The sequence below is a fragment of the Streptomyces sp. NPDC057682 genome, from assembly GCF_042799575.1.
Taxonomy (GTDB): Bacteria; Actinomycetota; Actinomycetes; order Streptomycetales; family Streptomycetaceae; genus Streptomyces.
This window is the reverse complement of sequence record NZ_JBHVIN010000007.1, coordinates 306,223-332,620: the sequence shown is the minus strand read 5'-3', so window position 1 is coordinate 332,620 and position 26,398 is coordinate 306,223. Positions and strand designations below refer to the sequence as shown.

General features: G+C 73.9%; 22 protein-coding genes and 1 pseudogene. 15 read left to right on the top strand and 8 right to left on the bottom strand.

All coding sequences use genetic code 11. From position 1 onward, the window contains the following. Positions 1-34 precede the first annotated feature (34 nt). From ACFVDM_RS15690 to ACFVDM_RS15665, 6 genes are all read left to right on the top strand, one after another. A complete protein-coding gene (locus ACFVDM_RS15690; RefSeq protein WP_383638864.1) occupies positions 35-868 on the top strand; it encodes a M55 family metallopeptidase in 834 nt (277 codons plus the stop codon). Further along, positions 861-2,219, top strand: a complete 1,359-nt coding sequence (locus ACFVDM_RS15685) for a M20/M25/M40 family metallo-hydrolase (protein ID WP_383638861.1) — start codon at positions 861-863, stop codon at positions 2,217-2,219. Before ACFVDM_RS15690 ends, ACFVDM_RS15685 begins: the two co-directional genes overlap by 8 nt. A gap of 20 nt (positions 2,220-2,239) precedes the next feature. Further along, positions 2,240-4,231, top strand: coding sequence for a prolyl oligopeptidase family serine peptidase (locus ACFVDM_RS15680; RefSeq protein WP_383638858.1), 1,992 nt, complete (start codon positions 2,240-2,242; stop codon positions 4,229-4,231). After that, on the top strand, positions 4,228-5,178 hold the full coding sequence (locus tag ACFVDM_RS15675; RefSeq protein ID WP_383638855.1) for an LD-carboxypeptidase: 951 nt from the start codon (positions 4,228-4,230) through the stop codon (positions 5,176-5,178). Before ACFVDM_RS15680 ends, ACFVDM_RS15675 begins: the two co-directional genes overlap by 4 nt. A 127-nt stretch (positions 5,179-5,305) precedes the next feature. Continuing rightward, positions 5,306-5,545: a DUF1049 domain-containing protein gene (locus ACFVDM_RS15670; protein WP_383638852.1), complete on the top strand. Its 240-nt coding sequence runs from the start codon at positions 5,306-5,308 to the stop codon at positions 5,543-5,545. 162 nt (positions 5,546-5,707) lie between these two features. Continuing rightward, on the top strand, positions 5,708-6,265 hold the full coding sequence (locus tag ACFVDM_RS15665) for a GNAT family N-acetyltransferase (protein WP_383638849.1): 558 nt from the start codon (positions 5,708-5,710) through the stop codon (positions 6,263-6,265). Between the two features lie 92 nt (positions 6,266-6,357). Here the strand turns inward: ACFVDM_RS15665 and ACFVDM_RS15660 are convergent, their stop codons facing one another. Continuing rightward, a complete protein-coding gene (locus ACFVDM_RS15660; RefSeq protein ID WP_383638846.1) occupies positions 6,358-7,302 on the bottom strand; it encodes a MerR family transcriptional regulator in 945 nt (314 codons plus the stop codon). A gap of 94 nt (positions 7,303-7,396) precedes the next feature. Between ACFVDM_RS15660 and ACFVDM_RS15655 the strand changes: the two genes are divergently transcribed. From ACFVDM_RS15655 to ACFVDM_RS15645, 3 genes are all read left to right on the top strand, one after another. Beyond that, positions 7,397-8,929 carry an alpha/beta hydrolase gene (locus ACFVDM_RS15655; RefSeq protein WP_383638843.1) on the top strand — a complete coding sequence of 511 codons (1,533 nt, stop codon included), beginning with the start codon at positions 7,397-7,399 and terminating at the stop codon, positions 8,927-8,929. Between the two features lie 132 nt (positions 8,930-9,061). Then, positions 9,062-10,819, top strand: a complete 1,758-nt coding sequence (locus ACFVDM_RS15650; protein WP_383638840.1) for an immunity 49 family protein — start codon at positions 9,062-9,064, stop codon at positions 10,817-10,819. A gap of 112 nt (positions 10,820-10,931) precedes the next feature. Further along, complete coding sequence (locus ACFVDM_RS15645; RefSeq protein ID WP_383638837.1) at positions 10,932-11,480, top strand: LURP-one-related/scramblase family protein; 549 nt, start codon at positions 10,932-10,934, stop codon at positions 11,478-11,480. Positions 11,481-11,529: 49 nt separating this feature from the next. Here ACFVDM_RS15645 and ACFVDM_RS15640 read toward each other — a convergent pair. From ACFVDM_RS15640 to ACFVDM_RS15630, 3 genes and pseudogenes are all read right to left on the bottom strand, one after another. Next, a pseudogene (locus ACFVDM_RS15640) lies at positions 11,530-12,174 on the bottom strand (DUF6357 family protein); the annotation flags it as partial. Then, on the bottom strand, positions 12,173-14,125 hold the full coding sequence (locus tag ACFVDM_RS15635; RefSeq protein ID WP_383638835.1) for an APC family permease: 1,953 nt from the start codon (positions 14,123-14,125) through the stop codon (positions 12,173-12,175). The pseudogene ACFVDM_RS15640 and the gene ACFVDM_RS15635, both read right to left, overlap by 2 nt. Before the next feature lie 86 nt (positions 14,126-14,211). Next, on the bottom strand, positions 14,212-14,853 hold the full coding sequence (locus tag ACFVDM_RS15630; protein WP_383638831.1) for a DJ-1/PfpI family protein: 642 nt from the start codon (positions 14,851-14,853) through the stop codon (positions 14,212-14,214). A gap of 140 nt (positions 14,854-14,993) precedes the next feature. On the opposite strand from ACFVDM_RS15630, the gene ACFVDM_RS15625 reads away from it, so the two are divergent. Both ACFVDM_RS15625 and ACFVDM_RS15620 read left to right on the top strand, forming a co-directional pair. Then, a complete protein-coding gene (locus ACFVDM_RS15625; protein ID WP_383638827.1) occupies positions 14,994-16,331 on the top strand; it encodes a PLP-dependent aminotransferase family protein in 1,338 nt (445 codons plus the stop codon). 244 nt (positions 16,332-16,575) lie between these two features. Further along, positions 16,576-17,814 carry a cytochrome P450 gene (locus tag ACFVDM_RS15620; RefSeq protein ID WP_383638824.1) on the top strand — a complete coding sequence of 413 codons (1,239 nt, stop codon included), beginning with the start codon at positions 16,576-16,578 and terminating at the stop codon, positions 17,812-17,814. Positions 17,815-17,829: 15 nt separating this feature from the next. On the opposite strand, the gene ACFVDM_RS15615 is transcribed toward ACFVDM_RS15620, so the two are convergent. Then, the gene (locus tag ACFVDM_RS15615; RefSeq protein ID WP_383638821.1) at positions 17,830-18,870 is read right to left on the bottom strand and encodes a hypothetical protein; all 1,041 of its coding nucleotides are present in this window, start codon (positions 18,868-18,870) and stop codon (positions 17,830-17,832) included. Positions 18,871-19,035: 165 nt separating this feature from the next. Here ACFVDM_RS15615 and ACFVDM_RS15610 point away from each other — a divergent pair, with 165 nt between their 5' ends. Next, positions 19,036-19,917: an alpha/beta fold hydrolase gene (locus tag ACFVDM_RS15610; RefSeq protein WP_383638818.1), complete on the top strand. Its 882-nt coding sequence runs from the start codon at positions 19,036-19,038 to the stop codon at positions 19,915-19,917. Positions 19,918-20,073: 156 nt separating this feature from the next. Here the strand turns inward: ACFVDM_RS15610 and ACFVDM_RS15605 are convergent, their stop codons facing one another. Beyond that, entirely contained in the window at positions 20,074-20,577 is a 504-nt protein-coding gene (locus tag ACFVDM_RS15605) for a MarR family winged helix-turn-helix transcriptional regulator (protein WP_383638815.1), read from the bottom strand. A gap of 135 nt (positions 20,578-20,712) precedes the next feature. Here ACFVDM_RS15605 and ACFVDM_RS15600 point away from each other — a divergent pair, with 135 nt between their 5' ends. Together ACFVDM_RS15600 and ACFVDM_RS15595 are read left to right on the top strand one after the other, a co-directional pair. Beyond that, entirely contained in the window at positions 20,713-22,170 is a 1,458-nt protein-coding gene (locus ACFVDM_RS15600; RefSeq protein WP_383638812.1) for an MFS transporter, read from the top strand. An 87-nt stretch (positions 22,171-22,257) separates the two neighbouring features. Continuing rightward, positions 22,258-23,223: an LLM class flavin-dependent oxidoreductase gene (locus ACFVDM_RS15595; RefSeq protein WP_383638809.1), complete on the top strand. Its 966-nt coding sequence runs from the start codon at positions 22,258-22,260 to the stop codon at positions 23,221-23,223. A 203-nt stretch (positions 23,224-23,426) separates the two neighbouring features. On the opposite strand, the gene ACFVDM_RS15590 is transcribed toward ACFVDM_RS15595, so the two are convergent. Beyond that, complete coding sequence (locus ACFVDM_RS15590; RefSeq protein WP_383638806.1) at positions 23,427-23,768, bottom strand: DUF6204 family protein; 342 nt, start codon at positions 23,766-23,768, stop codon at positions 23,427-23,429. Between the two features lie 207 nt (positions 23,769-23,975). Between ACFVDM_RS15590 and ACFVDM_RS15585 the strand changes: the two genes are divergently transcribed. Next, on the top strand, positions 23,976-25,949 hold the full coding sequence (locus ACFVDM_RS15585; RefSeq protein WP_383638803.1) for a DUF5107 domain-containing protein: 1,974 nt from the start codon (positions 23,976-23,978) through the stop codon (positions 25,947-25,949). 81 nt (positions 25,950-26,030) lie between these two features. On the opposite strand, the gene ACFVDM_RS15580 is transcribed toward ACFVDM_RS15585, so the two are convergent. Then, positions 26,031-26,384 carry a VOC family protein gene (locus ACFVDM_RS15580; protein WP_383638800.1) on the bottom strand — a complete coding sequence of 118 codons (354 nt, stop codon included), beginning with the start codon at positions 26,382-26,384 and terminating at the stop codon, positions 26,031-26,033. Positions 26,385-26,398 lie beyond the last annotated feature (14 nt).

Below are 26,398 nucleotides of genomic sequence, written 5' to 3'. Positions count from 1 at the left end.
CCTGCGCGTTCGGTGACGCGTACCGTGTGGCCGCATGAAGATCCTCGTCAGCGCCGACATGGAAGGCGCCACCGGTGTGACCTGGCCGGCCGATGTGCTGCCCGGCACCCCGCAGTGGGAGCGGTGCCGCTCTCTGTTCACCTCCGACGTCAACGCCGCCGCCCTCGGCTTCTTCGACGGGGGAGCCGGCGAGGTGCTGATCAACGAGGCGCACTGGACCATGCGCAACCTGCTCCTGGAGAACCTGGACGACCGCGTCCAGATGCTCACCGGCAAGCACAAGTCGCTCAGCATGGTCGAGGGCATCCAGCACGGCGACGTGGACGCGGTCGCCTTCGTCGGCTACCACACCGGTGCCGGTACGGAGGGCGTCCTCGCCCACACCTATCTCGCCAACTCCATCACGGGGGTCTGGCTGAACGGCGTCCGGGCGAGCGAGGGGCTGCTCAACGCCCATGTGGCCGCCGAGTACGGCGTGCCCGTCGTCCTCGTGACCGGGGACGACCTCACCTGCGTGGACGCCGAGGGGTACGCCCCCGACGCCCGCAAGGTCGCCGTCAAGGACTATGTGTCGCGCTACGCGGCGGTCTGCCGCACCCCGGCGCGCACCGCCGCCGACATCCGCGAGGCCGCCGCGCGGGCCGTGCCCCTGGCCGGGCGGTACGCCCCGGTGGAGGGCGGCCCGTTCACCGTGGAGCTGGAGTTCGACGCCGAGCACCTGGCCGCCGCCGCGACCGTCGTCCCCGGCGTCGCGATCAGCGGTGAGAGGCGTGTCTCGTACACCAGCGCGACGATGTACGAAGGAATCCGCACGTTCAAGGCGGTCACGACCCTCGTGTCGTCCGCCGTGGAGGAGCAGTATGGCTGAGGCGAGCATCCGTCAGGACGGCACCGGCGGCGACGGCGTCGACGGCACCGCGCTCGACGAGGTGGTGACGTTCACCTCCGAACTGATCCGCATCGACACGACCAACCGGGGCGGCGGCGACTGCCGCGAACGCCCGGCCGCCGAGTACGTCGCCGAGCGGCTGGCCGGTGCCGGGCTCGAACCGGAGATGCTGGAACGCACCCCCGGACGCACCAACGTCGTCGCCCGGATCCCCGGCACCGATCCCTCCGCCGATGCCCTGCTCGTCCACGGGCACCTGGACGTGGTGCCCGCCGAGGCCGCCGACTGGAGCGTCGACCCGTTCTCCGGCGAGGTCCGCGACGGCGTCGTCTGGGGCCGGGGCGCCATCGACATGAAGAACATGGACGCGATGGTCCTCGCCGTCGCCCGCTTCTGGGCCCGGTCCGGCATCCGCCCCCGGCGCGACATCGTCATCGCGTACACCGCCGACGAGGAGGCCAGCGCCGAGGACGGCTCCGAGTTCCTCGCCGAGCGGCACGCCGCGCTCTTCGACGGATGCACCGAAGGCATCAGCGAGTCCGGGGCGTTCACCTTCCACGCCGGACCCGATATGCCGCTCTACCCGATCGCGGCCGGCGAACGCGGCACCGGATGGCTCAAGCTCACCGCCCACGGCAAGGCCGGGCACGGCTCCAAGGTCAACCACGCCAACGCCGTCAGCGCCCTGGCCGCCGCCGTCGCCCGGATCGGGGAGTACGACTGGCCGGTCCGCCTCACCCCGACGGTCCGCGCCGCCCTCACCGAGATCGCCGCCCTGCACGGCATCCACCCCGACCTGGACGCCCCCGGCTTCGACGTGGACGAACTCCTCGGCAAGCTCGGCCCGGCCGCCGACCTGGTCGCGCCGACCGTCCGCAACAGCTCCAACCCCACGATGCTGGAGGCCGGTTACAAGGTCAACGTGATCCCGGGGCACGCCACCGCGTACATCGACGGCCGGATGGTCCCCGGCGGCGAGGAGGAGTTCCACGCCACCCTCGACCGGCTCACCGGGCCCTCGGTCGACTGGGAGTTCCACCACCGCGAGGTGCCCCTCACGGCCCCCGTCGACTCGCCCACCTTCGCCAAGCTGCGGGCCGCCGTCGAACGCTTCGACCCGGACGGCCACACCGTGCCGTACTCCATGTCCGGCGGCACGGACGCCAAGCAGTTCTCCCGGCTGGGCATCACGGGCTACGGCTTCTCGCCGCTGAAGCTGCCCTACGGCTTCGACTACCAGGCCCTCTTCCACGGCGTCGACGAACGCGTCCCCGTGGACGCGCTGCACTTCGGCGTCCGGGTCCTGGACCACTATCTGCGCACCGCCTGAACCGTTCGGGGGAATTGATCATGGTATCCACCGGGGCCCACGGAACCTGGCCCTCACCCATCGACGCCGCGCTGGCCGCCTCCCACGACGGCCGCCCCGAATACGTCGGGGCGGTCGGCGAGGAACTGTGGTGGACCGAACCGCGCCCCGCCGAGTCCGGCCGCCGCGCCCTGGTCCGCCGCCGGGCCGACGGCACCACCACGGAACTGCCCGCCCCGTGGAACGCGCGCAGCCGCGTCATCGAGTACGGCGGCCGGCCCTGGGCCGGGACCGAACGCGCCGAGGGCGGCCCGCTGATCGTCTTCGTCCACTTCGACGACCAGCGGCTCTACGCCTACGAACCCGACAGCGGGGCCGCCCCCCGGCCGCTCACCCCCGTCTCCGCCACCGGCGGCGGCCTGCGCTGGGCCGACCCCCGCCCGCAGCCGGAGCGCGGCGCGGCCGGGGAGATCTGGTGCGTCCTGGAGGAGTTCACCGGCGAGGGCCCCACCGAACTGCGCCGGGTGATCGCCGCCGTCCCGCTCGACGGCTCGGCGGCCGACGACCGCACCGCCGTACGCGAACTCTCCGCCGGACAGCACCGGTTCGTCACCGGACCCGAGGTCTCGCCGGACGGGCGGCGCGCCGCCTGGATCGCCTGGGACCACCCCCGGATGCCGTGGGACGGCACCGAGGTGATGCTCGCCGGCATCGGGGAGGACGGCACCTTCCACGACGCCCGCCCCCTCGTGGGCGGCCCGGAGGAGTCCGTTCCGCAGATCCGCTGGGACGCCGCCGGGCGGCTGCTGTTCGCGAGCGACCGCGACGGCTGGTGGAACCTGTACCGCCTCGACGTCGACGGCGGGGGCGAGGCGGCCGGACTCTGCGCCCGCGAGGAGGAGTTCGCCGGCCCGCTCTGGAAGATCGGGCTCACCTGGTTCCAGCCGCTGGACAACGGACTGATCGCCACCGTCCACGGCAAGGGCTCCACCACGCTCGGCGTCCTCGACCCCGAGACGGGTCGGCTCGCCGACATCGCCGGACCGTGGACCGAATGGGCCGAGACCCTCGCGGTCCGGGGCAGCCGGGTCGTCGGCGTCGCCGCGAGCCCGCACCGCGCGTACGAGATCGTCGAACTCGACACCGCCACCGGGCACACCCGTGTCATCGGCGCCCCCCACGAGGACGCGGTCGACCCCGCGTACTACCCCCGGCCCGTCGTGCGGACCTTCACCGGCCCCGGCGGCCGGGAGATCCACGCCCAGATCTACGCACCGCACCACCCCGAACGAACCGGTCCCGACGGCGAGTTGCCGCCCTACGTCATCTGGGCGCACGGCGGCCCCACCGGGCACGCCGCCCTCGTCCTCGACCTGGAGATCGCCTACTTCACCTCGCGCGGCATCGGCGTCGCCGAGGTCAACTACGGCGGCTCCACGGGCTACGGCCGCGCCTACCGCAACCGGCTGCGCGAACAGTGGGGCGTCGTCGACGTGGAGGACTGCGCCGCCGTCGCGCGGGCGCTCGCCGACGAGGGCACCGCCGACCCGGCCCGCCTCGCCGTCCGGGGCGGCAGCGCCGGGGGCTGGACCGCCGCCGCCTCCCTCACCGGCACCGACGTCTACGCCTGCGGCACGATCATCTACCCCATCCTCGACCTCACCGGCTGGGGCACCGACGAGACCCACGACTTCGAGTCCCAGTACCTGGAGTCCCTGGTCGGCCCGCTCGCCGAGGTCCCCGACCGCTACCGCGAACGCTCCCCGATCACCCGCACCGACCGGCTCGCCACCCCCTTCCTGCTGCTCCAGGGGGAGGACGACCCCATCTGCCCGCCCGTCCAGTGCGAACGCTTCCTGGCGGCGGTCGAGGGACGGGGCATCCCGCACGCCTACCTCACCTACCCCGGCGAGGGGCACGGGTTCCGCCGGGCCGAGACCATGATCAGCGCCCTGGAGTCCGAACTCTCCCTGTACCTCCAGACGTTCGGCATCGACCGCGACGACGTGCCGCGCCTGGAGCTGCGGAAGTGAGCACCGGCCTCGTCCCCCTGACCCGGCCCGCCCGGCTGCGCGCCGGCTCCAGGGTCGCGATCGTCTCCCCGAGCGGACCGGTCCCGGCGGACCGCCTGGAGCCCGGACTCGACCTCCTGCGCGGCTGGGGCCTCGACCCCCTCGTGATGCCCCACGTCCTCGACACCCACCCGGAGCTGGACTACCTCGCGGGGGCGGACGCCGCGCGGGCCCGCGACCTCCAGGACGCCTGGTGCGACCCCTCCGTCGAGGCGGTGATCTGCGCACGCGGCGGCTACGGCGCACACCGCATGGTCGATCTGGTCGACTGGGCGGCGATGCGGGCCGCCGGGCCCAAGGTGTTCGTCGGCTACAGCGACATCACCGTTCTGCACGAGGCGTTCGCGCTGCGGACCGGACTCGCCACCCTGCACGGACCGATGACGGGCACGGAGACCTTCCTCACGGACCCGGCGACCCAGGAGTCCCTGCGGGCCACCCTGTTCGCACCCGAGACCGTGTCCGTGCTGGGGCTTCCCACCGCGCGGACCCTGGTCCCCGGGCGGGCCCGGGGCATCACCTACGGCGGCTGCGTCAGCCTGCTCGCCGCCGATCTGGCCACCCCGCACGCCCGGACCTCGGCCCGGGGCGGACTGCTCCTCATCGAGGACACGAACGAGGACCCCTACAGCCTCGACCGGATCCTCACCCAGCTCCTGCGGGCCGGGGCGCTCGACGGGGTCGCCGGGGTCGCCTGCGGCTCGTGGGCCGGCTGCGAACCGTACGAGCAGGTGCGCGCGGTCCTCGCCGACCGGCTCGGCCCGCTGGGCGTCCCCGTCGTCGAGGAACTGGGCTTCGGGCACGGCCCCACCGGACTGACCGTCCCGCTCGGGGTGCCCGCCGTCCTGGACGCCCCCGGGGACGGCACACCGGCCACGCTCACCGTCGAGACGCCCGCGCTGCGCTGAGCGGCCGGGCGCGGCCCCGTACCGCCGTTCACCCGAACGGCGGTACAGAGCGGCCCGCCGGGGCGGCGGCGGAGCCATCCTGGTGGTCCGGGCGCAATGTGCCCCGGAGCAGGGAAGGGGCCGCTCCATGAGCCCGAAAGACGTGTCGAGCGGTGGCAAGGGCGGTTCGGGCGCGTTCACACCGGCCCGCATCCTGGTCCTCGTCATCGCGGTCCTGTCGGTCGTGTTCATCGCCGAGAACACCAAGGACGTCGAGGTCCGGCTGATCATCCCGCTGGTGACCATGCCGCTGTACGTGTGGCTGATCGTGATGTTCGTCGCGGGGGCGGCCTGCGGCGCCTACTTCTTCCGCAGGCGGTCCCGGTAGGGCCGGGGCGCCGTGCCGGTCACGGACCGGGTCGCCATGCCGTGACCGGCACAGCACAGGCGTGCCATGCCGTGACCGGCACAGCACAGGCGTGCCATGCCGTGACCGGCACAGCACAGGCGTGCCATGCCGTGACCGGCACGGCACGCCTACGCTGTGCCGATGTCCGACACCAGCTATCTCGCCGAGGGCCCGCGCACGGGCATCCGCCCCTTCACGTACGCCGACGCCGAGGAGTTCACCGCCCGGGTCCGCGACAGCCGGGACACGCACCGGCCCTGGCTGTTCCCGCCCGACGGCCCCGAGGCCTACGCCGCGTACGCGCGCCCGCTCATCGAGGACCCCACGAGGGCCGGTTTCCTCGTCTGCGAGCGGCGCGGCGAGCCCGGCGGGCCGGCCGACGGCCCCATCGCCGGGTTCATCAACATCAACAACATCGTCACCGGCGGATTCCGCTGCGGTGCCCTGGGCTACGGAGGCTTCGCCCACGCGGCCGGGCGCGGGCTGATGAGCGAAGCCCTCGGCCTCGTCCTCGGGCACGCCTTCGGCCCGCTCGGCCTGCACCGACTCGAAGCCAACATCCAGCCGGCCAACACGCGTTCCATCGCCCTGGTCCGCAGGGCGGGCTTCCGGCTGGAGGGGTTCTCCCCCGACTTCCTGTTCGTCGACGGCGCCTGGCGGGACCACGAACGCTGGGCGATCACGGCCGAGATGCGCTGAACCAGCCCTGCCGGGGCGACGGTTCCGCCCTGCCGGGGCGGCCGTCCGGTCCTGCCGGGGCGACGGTTCCACCTGCCGGGGCGGCCGGCTGTTCAGCCCGTCGCTGCCGTCTGCGCGCCCAGCGCCGCGAACAGCCAGTCGTGCGCGGACCCGGGCGTCGGCTCCCGCGGACCGTCCGGCGGGCTGATCACCTCCGTCACCAGCTCCCAGTACCGGTCGATCCGCGGATCCCCGGCCAGCTGCGACAGCAGCACCCGGCGGAAGTCCGGGGTGTCCCGGCCGCCGTACGCGCTCGCGTACGCGTCCACGAAGCAGTCCAGCTCCTCGCCCGCGTACGGTGCGGCGCCCCGCCGCAGCGGGCCGCCGGCCAGCTCGTACGCCTGGGCGAGACCGGCGTACAGCACGGCGGGCCCGCGCGGCCCGGCGGCCGTGTGCGCCTGCGGCTGGCACACCTCGCCGCCCGTGCACGGCCGCGTCACCAGGGCGTACAGCCGGGCGAAGGCCAGGACCTGGGAGGGGGCGGGGTCGTCGGGAGGGGCGGGCACCGCCGCGTCCAGGAACGCCGCCGTCGCCGCCGCCGGCATCCTGGCCGGCAGCCAGCCACGCCAGAAGCGCGCCAGCGCGGCCGTGCTGGGCGGCGAGGCCACCGCACCGATCAGCCGCAGCCGGTCGGCCCGCTCCCCGGGCGGGCACTCCAGCACCAGCCGCAGCCCCGCCTCCCGCCAGCGCAACGCCGTGAGCTGCGAACCCAGTTCGCTCAGCTGCCCGGCGACGGCGTCCTCCAGCACCCGCTCCCCGGCGTCCTCCTCGTCCAGCACCCGGTGCACCTCGCGCACCGGCAGACCCAGCGCACGCAGCGAACGCAGCAACCGCAGCCGGCCCAGTGCCTCGGGGCCGTAGCGCCGGTGCCCGCCCGCGCTGCGCGCGGCCTCCGGCAGCAGCCCGCGGTCCGAGTAGAACCGGACGGTCTTCACGGTCAGCCCGGCACGCTCCGCCAGCTCGCCGATACTGCACAGTCCGTCCTGCGACATGAACACTTGAACCTCCCTCCGGGGGAGCTTCTACCGTACCGGCGAGGGCGGCCGGACCACGGGGCCGGGCCGCCGCCGACGGATCGCCGAGGAGCCGACCATGACGGAATTCATCCTGGTAGCGGGCATGTTCACGGGTGCGCGGGTATGGGAGGGGACCGCCGCCCGGCTGGTCCCGGCGGGCGCCGGGGCGCACCCGGTGGCCCTGTCCGGACTCGGTCCCGGGGCGGACGGGGACGACGACCCCGTCGACCTGGAACGGCACATCGCGGACGTGCTCGCGGTGATCGACGACGTGGTGGCCTCGGCGGGCGACGGCCCCGCACCCGAGATCGTCCTGGTCGGCCACGACTACGGCATGTATCCGCTGCTCGGCGCCGCGGACCGCCGCGCCCGGCACATCGCCCGGATCGTCGCCGTGGACACCGGTCCGGCCGCCGACGGCATGCCCGCCCTGGCCGTCGTCGCGGACGCCGGACTGCGCGACGAGGTGATCGCGCTGGCCGGGGCGGACGGGCCGGTGCGCCCCCTGCCCGTCCCGGAGCCCGAGCAGTGGCGGCGCTGGGGCAGCACCGACGGACTGGACGACGCGGCGCTGAAGCACCTCACCTCCCTGGCCTCGCCGCAGCCCCTCGCCACGCTGCTCCAGCCGCTGAAACTCACCGGGGCGTCCGGCGCGCTCCCCGTCACCGGCGTGCTCTGCCAGGCCAACGGCGGCTCCATCGGGCTGCTCCAGCAGCGGGTGGACTTCGGCGACCCCGTCATCGGCATGCTCGCCTCGCCCGGCATCTCGTTCTTCGAACTGGCCACCGGACACTGGCCGATGCTGTCCCGGCCCGGCGAACTCGCCGATGTCCTGCTGCGGGCCGCGGCGGGGGAGGGCCACCGTCTGACCAAGCCCGACGCGGACCGTCCGCCCGCCCATCTGCGCCCCTTCCCGCTGGACGTCCCGGAGCGGACGCCGGAGCGCCACGGGAACATCGACCTCTACGTCCCCGAGGGCGGCGGGCCCCGCCCCGCGGTGGTGTTCGTGCACGGCGGACCGGTGCCCGCCGGGGTCGAACCGACCCCGCGCGACTGGACGGCCCTGCGCGGATACGCCCGCTACGCGGCGGCCGAGGGCGTCGTCGGCGTCCTCTTCGACCACCGTCTGCACGACACCACGGACTACGCCCGCGCCGCCGACGACGTGGCCGCCGCCGTCGAACGGGTCCGGTCCGACCCCCGGGTGGACGCCGACCGGATCGCCCTCTGGTTCTTCTCGGGCGGCGGCCTGCTCTGCGCGGACTGGCTCGGCGCCCCGCCGGCCTGGCTGCGGTGCCTGGCCGCCTCGTATCCGATCCTGGTCCCGCTCCCCGGCTGGGGCCCGGTCGAGGACCGCTTCCGCCCGGCCGACGCACTGGCCGGCACCGGCTCCCTGCCCCTCGTCCTCACCCGCGTCGGACAGGAGATGCCCGGAATCGCCGCCACCGTCGAGGAGTTCCTGACCTCCGCCGCCCGGCACGGCACCGACATCGAGATCATCGACGTCCCCAGCGGCCACCACGCCTTCGAGGGCGACCCCGTCACGGACGAGATCCGTGACGCCCTGCGCGCCGCGATGAGCGCGGTCATCGGCCGGCTCACGGACTGAGCGGGCGCACGGGGCAGCGGCCTCCCGGCCGCGCGGAGCCGGGAGGCCGCACTGTCGGTGGCACCCCCTAGGCTGGTCCGCACAGAGCCGGCCGGGCGAGTCGGCCGTGCAGCGGAACCATGGAGCGGAAGCGTGCTGATAGAGCGTCATCAGGTGGGCGGGGCAGCCGTGTCGGCGGCGCGCGAGGACTTCCCCCACCGCATCGGCCGCATGGTGCACTCGATGTCCCGGGCCGACCGGATGACGACGCGCGAATGGCAGCTGATAGCCGACGAGTTCCTCGACTACCTGGGCGCACTCTCCGTGGAGACGCCCCAACTGGCCACCCCGGAGGCCGAGGCCGTCCTCCAGGACGCCTGCGAGGCCGCCGTCGGCGCCGTGACCTACGCGGCCTACCACCCGTACTGCGGCTTCCACGTCTTCCTGGACTACGTGAACTTCGGCATGGGCTACGAGCCCGGCGAGGACGCTCCCGCCGAGAGCGTCACGCCCGGCGACTGGATCGACGCGCTCTGCCTGGCCGTGCTCCGCGACCGGACCGCCCGGCACGGCGAGGCGTTCTCCTTCGCCCGCGCCGAGTTCGCCGCCAAGGCCCAGGGCACACCCGCCGGGGAACTGGCCACCGGGCTGATGGCCGTCGTCCTGGACGACGCGGGGGAGGACGGGGAGTATCCGCTCACCGAGGCGGCCAGGACCGCCGCCGTCGACGCGGCTCTGGACCGCCTCCGGGCGGGTGCGGAGGAGACCGGCCGGCCCCTGCTCGACCGCCCGGACAGCCTGGCCCTGCGCGCGCTGCGGGCCCTGGCCGCCGAGGACCGGACAGCCTTCGACGCCGCGCTGGCCGGCGTCCTCACCGCGCACGGCGCCCTGTACGGTCGCTCCGCGAGCCCCCGCACGCTGCTGCCGCTCGTCCCCCTGGCCCTCGCCGCGCTCGCGTACCGCCGGCACGGCTGGGCCCCCGCCGTCCGCACCGACTACCTCCCGCACGCCCTGGTCACCGGCTTCGAGACGCCCGGCCCCCGCGTCGCGGCCTTCGGCCGGGACCGTCGGCCGGACGCGGTGGCCGCCCTGGCCGCGGGCCCGCTGACGGTGGACCGCCCCGCCCCCGCCGCCACGCCGCCGGAGCACGTCGAGGACCGGTACGAGGAGCGCGCCCGCGCGGCGTTCACCCCCGTCGAGGGCAAGCCGGCGGAGGTGTGGCGGCTCTCCCGGGTCATGGAGGACCAGGAGCGCCTCTTCGCCTGGCGCGCCGGCACCGCCGCCGGCACCGTCGGGGCCCAGCTGGCGACGCTCCGCAGGGCCTCCCGGATCGGCGCCTTCCTCTTCCGCGTCGCGCTCGCCGCACCGGACACCGAGGTCGAGGCGGCCGTCGACGGCCACCTCCTGCGCCACCCCGGCGGACCCCACGAGTCGGCCGGGCCCGGAATCTGGCACCGGGCCACCGTCCTCGCCCTGATCACCGGCGCCCGCGAGGACCTCGCCCCGCTTGTCCTGGCGGGCCCCGCGCTCCAGGGGCCGGACCGCTCCGCCTTCGCCGCCTACCGCGAGGCCCTGCACGCCTACCTCAAGGGCGACGACCCCGAACCGGCCGCGCTCCGCGCCGTCCGACAGGCTCGGGCACTCGGCAACCGCACCTTCCCCGCACCCCCGGCCGTGCTGCTCTCGCAGCTGGTCGAAGGGGACGAGGAGAGCTTCTCCCTGGCACTGGCCGATGCGCTGGAGGCCCACCGCGCCCACTACCAGGTCGCCGACCGCGCCGACGATCCCGACGCCGCCGTCGCTCCGGACGTCCTCGCCCTGGCCTGCCACGCCCGCCGGCGGGGCTGGGAGATCCTGGTCCGCTCGCCCTACCTGCCGGAGGAGATCCTGCGCGCGGCCGAGCCCTTCTGAGCCGGACCGGCCCCCGGGCAAAAGGTGCGCGGCGGGACGGCGCGGGATAGGAAGGACGGAACTGCCGTCACGGAGCCGGTTCCCCGCCGGCGGACGGCGGGAAGGACGGGCCATGTTCCAGGAGCGCAAGGACCGCCGTCACGCCAATCGCGCGTTCGAGCACGGCGAGAACGTCACCCGCTACCGGATGCGTCAGAAGCTGGTCTCGATCGGCGACGACTACTGGATCGACGACGACGCCGGTGACCACCGCTACAAGGTCGACGGCAAGGCGCTCCGGGCCCGCAGGACCTTCCACATCGAGGACCGCGACGGCCACCGCGTCGCCACCGTCCAGAGCCGGCCGTTGCGGATCAAGGAGTCCATGGCGATCGAGGACGCCGACGGGCAGCGCGTGGCGATCGTCAAGAAGGCGGTCGTCGGCCCGCTGCGCGACCGCTGGCGCATCAAGCAGGAGAACGGCGACGACCTCACCGTCCACGGCAACATCGTCGACCACGAGTACACGATCGAACGCGACGGCTACAAGATCGCCGAGGTCTCCAAGAAGTGGTTCCGGGTGCGCGACACCTACGGCCTCGACATCGGTCCCGGGGCCGACCCCACCACGGTCCTGGCCGCCGCGGTCGCCATCGACGCGATGGCCCACCCCGGGGACTGACCGGGGGACTGCCTCGGCCGGACCGGTCCCGCCCGTCCTACCGCCCGGCGCGCCGGGCGCGTTCCCGCTCGAACGCGGTGACGTCGGTGAACCAGGGGCGGTGGGAGTCCGGGGCCCAGGTCTCCTCGGCCTCCTCGTCGTCCGGCTCGGGCGAGGTCTTCGCACGGTCCACGGCCTCCGAGCACATCAGGAAGCACAGCGTGCGCACCGCGTCGTCGGCGAGCCGGGGGTGGGCCCGGCACAGGCCCGTCTCGACCGCCGCCGGCATCCGCGGCCAGGCGCTCTTGTCGGTCGCGCCCCGGCCCCGGCGCGGGTCGAGACCGATCCGCATCCCGGCGCACGCCTCCTCCGCAGTGGCGACGACCCGCAGCACCTCGGGCAGCAGCGCGGGCGCGACGGCGCCGGGCAGCCGCTTCGGGATCGTCGCACCGTGTGCGTACTGCCCCGTGTACGTGAGGATCGCGGCGTCGAGCGGCCCAAGCACGGTGCCGCGTCCGGCGCGGCGGCGGTCCGCCCGGTACCGCTCGGCGCGCTTCGGATCGGACGTCTCCGTCGCGGTGCGCGCCGCCGCGCAGATCCGGCCGTCGTCGAGCAGCGCGATGTCGGCGCCGTGGGCGACGAGCCGGTACCGGTCCCACCGGGTGGTCCGGAAGAACGCGTCGGCCTCCCCGTCCGGGGTGAGGAGGACGGGATCAGTCCAGGTCGGGCAGCCGGTCGGCCTCCAGGGCCCGCATCGCGTAGGACGCGTTGAACGGCAGGATGGTCACGGCGACATGGGGGAGCCGCTCCAGGGTGCGGGCCATCGTCTCGCCGGTGCCGCGGTGGAGGATCTTACCGAGCGCGTTGGCGTACATCCGCCTCGGGACGAGCACGGTCAGGGAGGTCTCGCCGTCCTCGGTGGTGCGGACGGCCAGCTCCCGCATCGCGTGCCGGAGTCTGCGGTCGGGGCAGTCGACCAGTTCGAGTTCGACGGAGGTCGCGGACGTCGACTCCCAGACGGCGGAGAGCCGTTGCGCGTGCGCGACGTCGATGGCGAAGTGCACGGCCCGCACCAGGTCGGGGCGGAGTTCGTGGGCGTAGCGGAGCGCCTTCAGGGTGGCCAGGTCCAGGGTCTCGACCAGTACGAAGACCTGGTGGCGGCGGGAGCGCGGGCGGTCGGCGCCCTCGGGGAGGCGTTGCAGGGCGGCGGCCTCCCGGCGGTATTCGCGGTTGATCCGGATCAGCCCCCAGACACCGAGCGGGAAGACGATGACGACCAGCCAGGCGCCCTCGGTGAACTTGGTGACGGCGAAGATCAGGACGACGGCGGCGGAGATGACCGCCGCCGCGGCGTTGACCCCGGTCTTCGTCCGCCGCCAGGCCTCGCGCCGCCGCAGGTGGTACGCGGTCAGACCGGAGCCGGCCATGGTGAAGGCGGTGAACACGCCGATCGCGTACAGCGCCACCAGCCGGTCCACGCTGGCCCCCGTGACCAGCAGCAGGGCCAGCGAGAGCGCGGTGAGCGTGAGGATGCCGTTGGAGAACGCCAGCCGGTGTCCGCGCCTGGTCAGCATCCGGGGCAGGAACCGGTCCTGTGCGACGAAGCTGGCCAGGAACGGGAAGCCGGTGAACGGGGTGTTGGCCCCGGTGTACAGGATCAGCGCGGTCGCGAGCTGGACGAGGACGAGCCCGGCCGTCCCCAGGGTGCCCCGGCCGAACGCGAGCCGGGCCTCCTGGGCGATGACGGTCGGGGTGCCGTCGGTGTAGGGGACGGCGTGGGTGGCGTGCGCCAGCAGGGATACGCCCAGGACCAGGACGGCCAGCACCGCGCTCATGGTGATCAGGGTGCGGCGGGCGTTGCGGCCCTGCGGTTCCCGGAAGGCGGAGATGCCGTTGGAGATGGCTTCGAGCCCCGTGAGGGAGGAGCCGCCGTTCGCGAAGGAGCGCAGCACGATGAAGAGGGACGCGCCCTGCAGCCAGCCGTCGCCGGGCGTGCCCAGCGGGACGACGCCCGCGGCGTGCAGATCGGCGTGCGGCAGATCGCCCGCGAGCGCGCGGACCGCCGCCACGGCGAAGACCAGGCCCATGGCGGCCATGAAGAGGTACGCGGGCAGCGCGAAGATCCGCCCCGCCTCACGCACGCCGCGCAGATTCCCGTACGCCAGCAGCACGATCACCCCCACGGAGACCGGCAGTTGGAGATGGTCCAGGCCGGTCCAGCCGTTGCCCGCCAGATGCGCGAGGGAGATCAGCGCGTTCGTTCCGGCGGACACCTGGACGGCGACGGTGACGATGTAGTCGACGAGCAGTGCCACGGCCGCGATCTGGGCGACGTCCGGGCCGAAGTTCTCCCGGGCCACGACGTACGACCCCCCGGCCCGGGTGTAGATCATGACCACGTCGCTGTAGCAGAGCGTCAGGAGCAGCAGCACCAGCAGGATCGCCCCGGTCACCGGCAGCACCATCGTGAACGCCGCCGTTCCCACGACGGGCACGAGGACGCGCAGCATCTCCTCGGAACCGTATGCGGAGGAGCTGACGCAGTCGGAGGCCAGCACCCCGAGTGCCGTCCGGTTGCTCAGCTTCTCCTCGCTGACGCGGTCCGTGGTCAGCGGCCTGCCGAGCAGCCGCCGCTTGACGCGGTACAGGGGCCGGTCCGTGGTCATCCCGTCATCAGAACCGGTGGGCGGCGACGATCCGTGCAGGCTCCACCGGCGGGCACTCGTACGGAGCCGTCATCGCGCCCCGCCGGTCAGGAGGCCGGGGCCGTGAGGAGGTCCCGGGCCGGGGCCGCGGGCAGGCACGGGCTGATGGTGCGCCAGGCGTGGGCGACGTACTCCTCCTTCTCGCCGACCGGGGCGACGTAGTGCAGGGCGCTCTCGGCCTCCTCCCGGCCGCGCAGCCGGGCGATGATCCAGGCGGCGAGATAGGGCGAGGCGAGGCAGCCGCCGGCGGTGGCGACGGAGCCCCGGGCGTGGAAGGGCGCGTCGAGGACGTCGATGCCGGCCGCGACGACCCAGGGCCGGGTGGTCAGGTCGGTGCAGGCGGGCATGGAGCCGAGCAGCCCGAGCCGGGCCAGGACAAGGGCGCCGGAGCACTGGGCTGCGATGAGCTGACGGGACGGGTCCAGCCCCCGCAGCACCTCCATGACCGCCGGGTCCTCGACGACCTCCCGGGTGGCGATGCCGCTGCCGACGACGACGGCGTCCGCCGCGCAGGCCTCCTCCAAGGTCGACATCCGCTCGACCACCACCCCGTTCATGGAGGTCACCCGGGGGGTGGGGGAGGCGAGGGTGACGCGCCAGCCGTCGGCCCGGACGCGGTTCAGCACCCCGAGCGCGATCAGGGAGTCGAGTTCGTTGTAGCCGTCGAAGGTGAGGATGGCGATGTGCACGGCGGTGGCCTTCCTGCGGAGGGGGCGGGCGGGCCGCCACGGTACGAAGCGGCCGTCCCGCCGAGCGGTGCGGACGGGCCGCCACGCTACGAATCCGCTGCCAGGACAGTCAAAGAATTGTCATGGATACAATCCGGTCCATGGCAGCAGCGCGGTACAAGGCCCTCGTCGACGCCCTCGCCTCCGACATCCGGACGGGGCGGCTCACCCCGGGCACCCGGCTGCCGACCCACCGCGCACTGGCCGCCCGCGAGGGCGTCGCGGTGGTGACCGCGACCCGGGTCTACGCCGAACTCGACGCCATGGGCCTGGTCAGCCGCGAACAGGGGCGCGGCACCTTCGTCCGCGACCGCGCGGCCCCGCCCGGCCAGGGCGCCGACCAGCGGACGGTCGCCGCCGACGCCGTCGACCTCACCTTCAACCACCCCTCGCTGCCCCGGCAGACCGGCCTGCTGCGCGCGGCGCTGCGGGACATCGCGGTCTCCGGCGACCTCGAAGCGCTGCTGCGCTACCAGCCGCACCGGGGCCGCCCCCAGGACCGGGCCTCGATCGCCCGGCATCTGCGCCGCCGGGGGATCACCGCCGACGCGGACCGCGTCCTGATCGTGGGCGGCGCCCAGCACGGCCTGGCCGTCACGGCCATGGCCCTGCTCGGACCGGGGGACGTCGTCGCGGTCGACGCGCTCACCTACCCCGGCTTCAAGGTGCTCGCGCACACCCTCCGCCTCGATCCGGAACCCGTGCCCGCCACGGCCGACGGCATGGACCTCGACGCCCTGGAACGGCTCTGCGCGGCCCGGCCCGTGCGGGCCCTCTACACGATGCCGACCCTGCACAACCCCCTCGGATCGGTGATGCCCGAGGCCGACCGGGTCCGCCTGGCCGCGATCGCCCGGCGGTACGGCGTGCTCCTGATCGAGGACGCCTCGTACGCCTTCCTCGTCGAGAACCCGCCCCCGCCGATGGTGGAACGGGCACCGGAACGCACCGTCCATGTCTCGGGCCTCTCCAAGAGCGTCGCCACCGGACTGCGCGTCGGACACGTCCTCGCCCCGCCCGACCTGGTCCCCGCCCTCGAACGCGCGATCAGGGCCACCACCTGGAACACCCCGGCACTGACCACGACGCTCGCCTGCCGGTGGCTGGACGACGGCACGGTCGACGCGCTGGAGGCGCGGAAACGGGCGGACGCCCGCGAGCGCCAGGCCCTCGCCGCCACGGAACTGGCCGGGCTGCCGCTCGTCGCCCACCCCGCGTCCTACTTCACCTGGCTGCCGCTCCCCGACAGTGCCCGCGCCGACCGCCTGGCGGCCACCCTCGCCCGGCACCGCGTCTCGGTCACCACGGCCGAGCCCTTCAGCACCTCGGCCCGCACCCCGCAGGCGATCCGCCTCGCACTCGGCTCGGCGGAGCCGGACGTCCTGCGCACGGCGCTGCGCACGGTGCGCAGGCTGGCGCTGGAGGACGCGTTCGCCTGAACCCCGTTACAGGGGGCGGGAGTCGGAGTCCCGGCGCTCCGACACGGGGGCGCGGGCCGGAGCCCGGTACTCCGCCACGGGACGCGGGGGCCGGAGCCCCGGCCCGTCGGGGAACGGCGCGTACGTCCCGGCCGGGCCGGGGTAGCCGCACCACGGACCGGGCAGCCTTACGGGGCGCCGAGGCCCGGCCCACCGCTCAGGGCCGGGGCGGCCCGGCCGCACCACCGTCGAAGGAGAAACCCCCATGTCCGAGCAGCCGTTACTCGTCCTCGACCCCACCGGAAGCGACCCGGACGCCGAGCACCGGGCGCTCCTCGCGCGCGGCCCGGCGACCCCCGTGGACGTCCTCGGGGTGCGCGCGTGGTCCGTCTCCGACCCCGCGCTGCTGAAGCGGCTGCTCACCAGCCCGGACGTCTCCAAGGACGGCCGGGCCCACTGGCCCGCGTACGCCGAGGCCGTCGCGACCTGGCCGCTGGCCCTGTGGATCGCGGTGGAGAACATGTTCACCGCGTACGGCGCGGACCACAGCCGGCTGCGCCGCATGATCGCCCCCGCGCTCTCCGCCCGCCGTACCGCCGTCCTCGCGGCGGACATCGAGGCGCTGGTCACCGGCCTCCTCGACGAACTGGACGCGCTGCCGCCCGGGACGACGGTCGATCTGCGCGCGCGGTTCGCCCATCCGCTGCCCATCGCCGTCATCGGCCGGCTCATGGGCCTGCCCGCCGACCGGCGCGAGGAGTTCCGCACCCTGGTGGACAACGTGTTCGCCACCCATCTGACCGCCGGGGAACAGGCCGCCAACACCGCCTCGCTCTACGCGCTGCTCGCCGGACTCGTCGCGGCCAAACGGGCCGAACCCGGTGACGACCTGACGTCCATGCTGATCGCCACCCGCGACGAGGAGGACGGTTCGGTCCTCAGCGACGCCGAACTGCGCGACACGCTCCTGCTCATGATCAGCGCCGGGTACGAGACCACCGCCAACGTCATCGACCAGGCCGTGACCACCCTGCTCACCCACCCCGCCCAACTCGCCCACGTCCGCGAAGGCCGGTGCACCTGGCAGGACGTCGTCGAGGAGACCCTGCGCCACGAACCGCCCGTCAAGCACCTCCCGTTGCGCTACGCCCGCGCCGACATCCCCCTCCCCGACGGGCGCACCATCCGGACCGGTGAGGCGATCATCGCCTCCTACGGCGCGGCCAACCGCCACCCGGACCTGCACGAGGACCCCGAACGCTTCGACGCCACCCGCCCCGGCAAGGAGCACCTGGCCTTCGGCCACGGCGTCCACTTCTGCCTCGGCGCCCCGCTCGCCCGCCTCGAAGTCACCACCGCCCTGCGGCTGTTCTTCGCCCGCTTCCCGCACAGCGGCCTGGCCGCCCGCCCCGAGGAGCTGACGAGACTCCCGAGCCTCATCAGCAACGGGCACACCACGCTGCCCGTACTGCTGCGCCCGGCACGGGAGGCCCCCGCGAGCTGAGCGCGGACCCGCCCCCTACTGAATGCTCCAGCGGTGGGGGTGCCCCGGATCCCGGGGGCAGGCGAAGACGTTCAGCTCGCCCCAGCGGCCCACCACGACGGCGGTCGGGGCGGCGGCGCGGCGCGCGCGTAGGCCCCGGTCCTCCAGGGGCCTCCAGCTTCCGCTGCCGCCGTCCCACTCGGAGCTGTCGACGGTCAGCAGCAGTTCCATCGGCGCCGAGCAGGACCGGCAGTCCATCGGGGAGGGGTCGGTCAGGTGCCAGGAGGCGTAGCCCCCGACACGCCAGCCCGGCGGAATCGACAGGTCGTACTGGTAGCCGAGCACCGGCGCGTCCCCCTCGCCGTCCTCGTCCTCCCGCTCCTCGGCCCGTTCCTCCTGCTCCTCGTCCCAGGCGTCGATCCGGGCGCACAGCTCCTCGGGGAGCAGACCGGCGAACGGGTAGGTGGTCACCTGCTCCGGGTGCAGCACACACGGTTCGGGCACGTACCCGTCGAAGCCGACGACCGCCGGTTCCGGCGGCGCGGACAGCACCTCCGTGACCTCCCACGAGCGGCGCCACCGCAGATCGAGCAGCATGCCGTGGCCGGTCGGGCCGTGCGCGTCGAACGGGCACCAGAAGACCTGGAGGAGGTCGCAGCCGTCCGGTCCGGCGGGAAGGTCCGGCAGGTCCCGGCGGTACAGCTGGGCCAGCGCCGTCAGCGGCAGCGGAGCGGTCGCCGCGTCCCCCTCGACCCGGTGGGTCTCCTCCAGTTCGCCCAGCAGCCGCCGGTCCTCGTCGGTCGGCCCGCCCTGCGGGACCCGCCGCCACGCCGCTGCCAGAACCTCGCGCGCCCGGTGGATGTCCGCCGGGCGCCGGCCCCGCGCATGGGCGTGCGCCTCGGTGCACACCGGCCAGGGCTCGTCCGCCGGCCACAGCAGCGGCCCGCCCACCGAACTCTCCGTGGCCTCCGGCCGTCCGGGCCGCGGATGGAGCCGGGTCGTCGTGCCCCGGTGCGCCGCCAGCTCCGGGAACAGTGCCTCGACGTCGAGCGGGCGGGGCGGTGTGGTTCTCGGCATGGGAGCGACCCTAACGGGTGGGGCACGGGCTCCTTCCGGCGGACCGGAGCGGTGTCCGACCCGATACGGGGCCGCGCCCCGGGTCCAGGGGCACGCGCCCACGGGCACGCTCCCCGGCAGGGCCTCGCCTCGGACCTCTGCCCGGACCCATGACAGGATTCGGCCATGCCGATCGCCGCCGTGTCCCCCGGAGTGTCCCTCGCCCACCAGACCTTCGGCGACCCCGGGGACCCGCCCGTCCTGCTCGTGATGGGCTTCGGCGCGCAGATGATCGCCTGGCACGAGGACTTCTGCCGGGCACTGGCGGACCGCGGCCGGTACGTGATCCGTTACGACAACCGCGACTGCGGGCTGTCCACGAAGTTCGACGAGCACCCCGTCGACATGGCGGCCTTCATCGCCGCCGTCACCTCGGGCGACATCCCCGCCGCCCTCGGGATGATCCCCTACCGCCTCCAGGACATGGCCGACGACGGACTGGGCCTCCTCACGGCCCTCGGCATCGAACGCGCCCATGTGGTCGGCGCCTCGATGGGCGGGATGATCGCCCAGACGATGGCCCTCTCCGCCCCGGACCGGGTACTGACCCTCACCTCGATGATGTCCTCGACCGGCGAGAGCGAGTACGGCCAGGCCGCGCCGGAGGCCCAGGCGGTGCTGTTCACCCCGAAGCCGGCGGACCGCGAGGGATACGTCGCCGCGGCCGAGAAGGAACTGGTCTGGGCCTCCAGGCGCTACGGCGACCCCGCCGCCCTGCGTGAACTGGCCGCCGCGAGCTACGACCGCGCGTACTACCCCGCCGGCATCGGCCGGCAGCTCGGCGCGATGATCCTCAGCGGCTCACGCGCCGACGCCCTCCGCGCGCTGCGGGTCCCTACCCTCGTCGTCCACGGCCTGGACGACACGCTCATCGCCCCCAGCGGCGGTGAGCGCACCGCGGAACTCGTCCCGGACGCGCGCCTCCTCCTCGTCCCCGACATGGGCCACGACCGCCCCCGGGAACTCTGGCCGGTCCTCATCGACGCACTGGCCGCCCACACCGGCTGAGGGACTCACCCTCGCCACGTCGGCCTCCGGTACTCCGCTGTTTCCTATGCCGTGGCCGGGCCACGCACTCGGAGCTGTCCGCCGCCCTGCCCGCCCTCTCGGGCAGGGTTCCTTCCGAGTTCCGGCAGGGCGCAATCGCTGATGTGCCACCTGACGTCAGCGATGATTTCCGAGACGTTCGCGGTCGTCGGCGTCCAGCAGTCTCCGCAGCAGCGTGGTCAGCGTGTCCCGCTCCTCGGGGCTGAAACAGCCGAGGAAGGACTCCTGCGACTCCTGGGCCACCCGCCACAGCAGGCGCTGCAACTGGACGCCCTCAGAAGTCAGTTCGACCAGCTGTCGACGCCGATCGGATCGGTCGCGGGTGCGTCGTACCAGCCCGCGCTCCTCGATCGTGTCCAGATAGCCGCCCAGGTGGCTGCGCTGGAAACCGAGTCGGTCGGCCAGCACATGCTGCGGCAGCGGACCGAAGTCCGCGAGCGCGGTCAGAGTGGCGAAGTGGGGCAGCCGCAGACCGTGCTGCCCCACCGCCTCCACGAGTACGTCGTGGCCGATTCGCGCCATGTGCCCCGCGAGGTACGACGGCAGCGCCAGAAGGCTCGGCGGGCGGGGCGCGCCACCTTCGGCCGTGGCGTACGAAACGGGTTCAGGGATTTCGCTCATGTGCTCATGGTACGGCAATCCAGTGACTGGACGTAATGATGACACTGTGGAACGATCGCATCGCGATACTAGTTCGGCGTCCTTTCCGTGCTCCGAGACCGCGGACCGCGGCGCCCGTTTCCGGAGGACCGCCCGATGACCGACCACACCCCCGCTCCCAGCGAACGCCGCGGTTTCGCCGCCCCGTTCGCCGCCCTGCTCCTGGCTGTCCTGTCCTTCTCCCTGATGCAGACGATGGTCGTGCCCGCACTGCCCGACCTCCAACGCGAGTTCGGCGCCTCGACGACTGCCGTCTCCTGGGTGCTCAGCTCCTTCCTGCTCACCGCGTCGGTGGCGACAGCCTTGTTGGGGCGCGTCGGCGACATGTTCGGCAAGCGCCGGGTACTGATCGTCAGCCTCGGCGTCTTCGCCGTGGGCACCCTGATCGCTGCCCTGTCCGATTCGCTCGCCCTGCTGATCGCGGCGCGCGCGGTGCAGGGGGTCGGATCGGCCGCCTTCCCCCTGGCATTCGGGATCGTGCGCGACCAGTTCCCGCGCGAGCGGGTGCCGGTGGCGATCGGACTGATCTCGTCGACCTTCGGCATCGGCTTCGGTGTCGGGCTCGTCGTACCCGGCCCGATCGTCGACGCCCTCGACTGGCACTGGATCTTCTGGCTCGGACTTGTCGTCATCGTGCTCGGCATCGCCGCGGTCACTGCGTTCATCCAGGAGTCCGCGACCACCCGACCCGGGCGCATCGACTGGGCTGGTGCGGTCCTGCTCAGTGCGGGTGTCGTGGCGCTGCTGCTCGCCATCAGCGAGGGCAAGTCGTGGGGCTGGACGTCCGGTGGGGTCATCGGCCTGCTCGTCACGGCCGTCGTGCTGCTCGCGGTGTTCGTCCACGCCGAGAGCAAGGCCGGCGAGCCTCTCATCGACCTCGAACTGCTGCGCCGCCCTGCCGTGCTCACCAGTCACCTCACCGCGCTCATCATCGGGTTCGGCATGTATGGAGCGTTCACGCTGGTGCCGCTGCTCGCCCAGACTCCGTCCGAGGTCGGGTACGGCTTCGGCGCGTCCGTCACCGAGGCCGGGCTGTTCATGGTGCCGATGGCGGCGGCCATGCTGATCGCCAGTCCTCTCGCCGGGCGCATCGGTGCGGCGGCCGGATGGAAGTTGCCGCTCGTTCTGGCCTGCCTGATCGGTGCCGTCGGTTTCGTGGTCTACGCGGCCGCGCACGACACCGAAGGGAGCATGTACGTCGGTTCCGGGGTTCTCGGCATCGGTGTCGGCTTCGCCTTCGCCGCCCTCGCGAACCTCGTCGTCAGCGCGGTCGACCGAGGCCAGACCGGCGAGGCGACCGGCATCAACACGATCATGCGGACGATCGGCGGCTCGCTCGGCGCCCAGATCGCCGCGTCGATCGTCGCATCCAAGACAATCCCCGGCACCCGGGTGCCGGCCGAGTCCGGCTACACCACCGCGTTCGTCATGTCGGCGATCGCCCTGGTACTCGCGACGCCGGTCGCGCTGGCCGGGCCGGGCAGGCTCTGGGCCAGGCCCGGTGCGCCGGTGCCGGCAACGTCGACCGAGCGACAGTCACGGTCGGCGGCTTGAGGCACCGGCCTGCCGCAGGCCCCTCGGGCCGGGCGAGACCCGCCTCCTGCCCCGACACCGAGCAGATGACAAGGAGTTCACGCACCTATGCCCGACTACGGACATGACCTTCTCTTCGGTGCCGTCCTGGTGCCCGGTGCCGGGTACGCCGCCGAGACAGTGGCGCTGGCCCGTGTCGCCGACCGGGCGGGACTGGATCTGGTGAGCGTGCCGGACCACCCCTACCGGCCCGAGCTGCTCGACGCGTGGATGACGCTGGCGGTGATCGCCGCGTCCACCACACGCGTGCGGGTCTTCCCGAACGTCGCGAACCTCCCGCTGCGCCCGCCCGTCGCGCTGGCGCGCACCGCCGCCGGCCTGGACCTGCTCAGCGGGGGCCGGGTCGAGCTGGGGCTGGGGGCGGGGGCGTACTGGGACGCCATCGCCGCCGACGGCGGACCCCGCCGCAGCCCCGGTGAGGCGGTGCGGGCGACCCGCGAGGCCATCGACGTCATCCGGGCGTTGTGGACCGAGGGCCGGCAGGTTCGTGTGCCCGGCGAGCACTACGGACTCGACGGTGCGGTCGCGGGCCCCGCACCCGTGCACCCCATCGCGATCTGGGTCGGCGCGCTCGGCCCGCGCATGCTGCGGCTGACCGGAACGACGGCGGACGGCTGGCTGCCGAGCGTCCCGCACCTACCGCCGGGCCGCCTCGCCGCGGGGCACCGGGTCGTCGACGAGGCGGCCGTCGAGGCGGGTCGCGACCCCGCCGAGGTCCGCAGGCTGTACAACCTCTCACCGGGACCGTCCGGCTTCCCGCGAGGGCCGCTCGGCGCCTGGCCCGAGCAGCTCGCCGCGCTCACCCTGGAACACGGAACCAGTGCCTTCCTGCTGCCGGCCCAGCAGCCGGACCTGCTCCGGGCGTTCGCGGCGGAGGTGGCGCCGGCGACGCGGGAGCTGGTGACGGCACACCGCGGGCGCACGAGGGACACACCCGGCCCGGACGCGGCGCGTGGTCGGAACGCCACTGCCGCAGGCGCCACGTCATCGGCATCCGATACACCCCGGCCATGACGTTCATGGCGCTGATCGACCTGGTGTTCCGCGATGGGAGTCGCACCTTCGACGTACGCGCGCCGACGGGACCACCGAAGCCGAACCGACGGCCCTGCTGGAGGCCGCGGGTTGAGCTCGGCCCGCGGCGGCGAGGCGCCTCGGCGCGGGGGCCCGGCTGGTGCGGACGGCTGTTGCGGTTGCTCCGGCCGCGGCTCCACTTCCTACCCTCGCCGCCCTTTGAAGTTGATCTTCATCGTGTCCATGTCGGTCGCGGTGGAGCGGAGCTCCCCGTGGCCGTGGCCGGCCGCGCGCAGGGCGGTTTCGGCGCGGTCCTCGGCGAGGGCGCAGGCCATCTCCTCGCCGTCGTCGGCGTCGGAGACGACGACGTAGCGGAAGCTGAAGTGCTTGAGGACGCGGTCGTAGGTGAGGGAGCCCTCCTCGGTGAACTGCATGGCGGCCAGGCCGTGCTGCTCGACCTCGGCCAGCAGCCGGGTGCGGGACTCGTCGGTCAGCCCCTCCCACGTGCCGCGCACGATCACCCGGTAGGTGTGCTGCGTACTCATCGCTCTCCGCCGTTCCTCGGTCCTGGCTCTGCCGGATCGCGAGCCTACGGGGCCGCGGGCCGGTGGAAAACGGGATTTTTCCGGGGTGGTGGTGCCTTTGCCGAAGTCTGACGGCTGATCCACTGGTCCGGGCGGCGTCCAACGTGTTCCATGGTCATCGGGGGGCGCCCGGACCTGCGGCGGCCCGCGTGAGGGAGCGAGGTTGCCTTGGCCACCACCGTACGACGGACCGTACTCACCCTGCCCGCGGCGGCGACGGGGCCGGAGAATCCGCTGCCGGCGCTGCGGCCCCTCGACGAGGCGCATGTGATCGACGACCGCGACCGGGGGGACCTGCCCCGGGACATGGCGCGGCAGCTCGGGCACGCGCCGCTCGCCACGGTGCTGCCGGTGCGGATCCTCGACGGGTACGGACGTGAGCGCACCCCCACGGACCTCGACGCGATCGTCATCGAGAACGAGCGGCTGCGGGTGACCGTGCTGCCCGGACTCGGCGGCCGGATCCACTCGCTGTTCCACAAGCCGACCGGCCGCGACCTCGTCTACACCAACCCGGTGCTCCAGCCCGCCGACTTCGCCCTCAACGGGGCCTGGTTCTCGGGCGGCATCGAGTGGAACATCGGGGCGACCGGGCACACCACCCTGTCGTGCGCCCCGGTGCACGCCGCGCGGGTACCGGCGCCCGACGGGGGCGAGATGGTCCGGCTCTGGGAGTGGGAGCGCCTGCGCGACCTGCCCTTCCAGGTCGATCTGTGGCTGCCGGCCGACTCCGACTTCCTGCACGTCGGCGTACGGATACGCAATCCGCACGAGCATCCCGCCCCCGTCTACTGGTGGTCCAACATCGCCGTCGAGGAGGGCGAACGGACCCGGGTCCTCGCACCCGCCGACGAGGCGTGGCGCTTCGGTTACGAGCGGAACCTGTCCCGTGTCCCGGTTCCCCGGACGGACGGGGCCGACCACACCTATCCGCTGCGCGGCGACTTCCCCGCCGACTACTTCTACGAGGTGCCCGACGGCGCCCGCCGGTGGATCGCCTCGCTCGACGCGGAGGGGCGCGGACTCGTCCAGACCTCCACCGATCTGCTGCGCGGACGCAAGCTGTTCGTCTGGGGCAGCGGCCCCGGCGGCCGCCGCTGGCAGGAATGGCTCACCGAGCCCGGCACCCCCGGATACGCCGAGATCCAGGCGGGCCTGGCCCGCACCCAGCTGGAGCACGTCCCGCTGGAGCCCGGGGGTGAGTTCAGCTGGCTGGAGTCGTATGGTCCGCTGGCCGCGGACCCCGCCGCCGTCCACGGCGAGGACTGGGACGCCGCCCGCGCGGAGGCCGAACAGCGGCTCGCCGAGGCGCTGCCGCGCGCCGAGGTGGACGCGGCGTACGAGGCGTGGCGGCGCTGCGCGGACACCGAGCCCGGGGAGATCCTCGCCACCGGCTCCGGCTGGGGCGCCCTCGAAGTGCGACGCGGCGCCCACAAGCTGCCCGGAACCCCGTTCCCCGACTCCACCCTCGGTGAACAGCAGGCTCCCTGGCTGGAGTTGCTCGACCAGGGGGCTTTCCCCGGGCAGCGCGGCTCCGCCCCGCCCGGCCCCACTCTGGTCTCCCCGCACTGGCGCGACATGCTGGAGACGGCCCCGGCCGAACCGCTGACCGAATACCACCTCGGCGTCGCCCAGTGGCACGCCGGCGACCGCGCCCAGGCCGTCCGCAGCTGGGAACGCGGGCTCGGACCGGCCGTCTCCCGCTGGCCGCTGCTGCGCTGTCTCGCCGTCGCCGCCCAGGAGAGCGGCCAGCGCGACCGCGCCGCCGGCCACTACGCGGAGGCCTTCGCCGATCTCGTGGTCCGGCGCGACGGCGACGAGGGGGAGGAGTGGACCGCCGCCACGGCCGCGCTCGGCCGGGAGACGATCGAGTCCCTGCTCGCGGCGGAGCGCGCCGCCGACGCCCGCGCGGTCTGGGAGGGGCTGCCGGCCGAGGTGCGCGGCCGGGGCCGCTTCCGGCTGCTGGAGGCGCGCCTCCTCCTCGCGGAGGGCGACCGGGCCGCGGCGCGCGCCCTGTTCGAGGCGGGCTTCGAGGTCGCCGATCTGCGCGAGGGAGCGGAGATCCTGGACGAGGTGTGGGCCGGGATCACCGACGAACCGCTGCCGGACGCGTACAACTTCCGTATGCGGCCCCGGGACTGACGAGGCGTCGGAGCAGGCGTGCGGGCGGGCCGTCCCGAGGGCGGCCCGCCGGCGGTTCGGACCGTGCGGGCCGCCGTTCGCTCAGACCGCGCGGTTGCGGTCCACGTACTCGAAGACCGAGCCGTCCGGGTGCACGGCGATGAGATTGCGGCCGGCCGGCGTCGGCACCGGACCCGCGATCACCCGGGCGCCGATCCGGTTCAGCGTGCCGAGCGCCTCGTCCACGTCCTTCACCGCGATGGTCGCGCCGACCCTGCGCAGGATCTCCAGCTCCGACTCGGGGCCGGCCATCAGGAGGAAGCAGCCGACGGCGGCGACGGAGACCCCGCCGCGCTCGAAGCGCTGCGCCGGACTCGACGTCAGCTGCTCGTAGAAGGCGACCGCGGCCTCCAGGTCGTCGACGCAGATACGCAGCGTGGTTCCCAGGATCTCCATGCGTACCAGGGTAG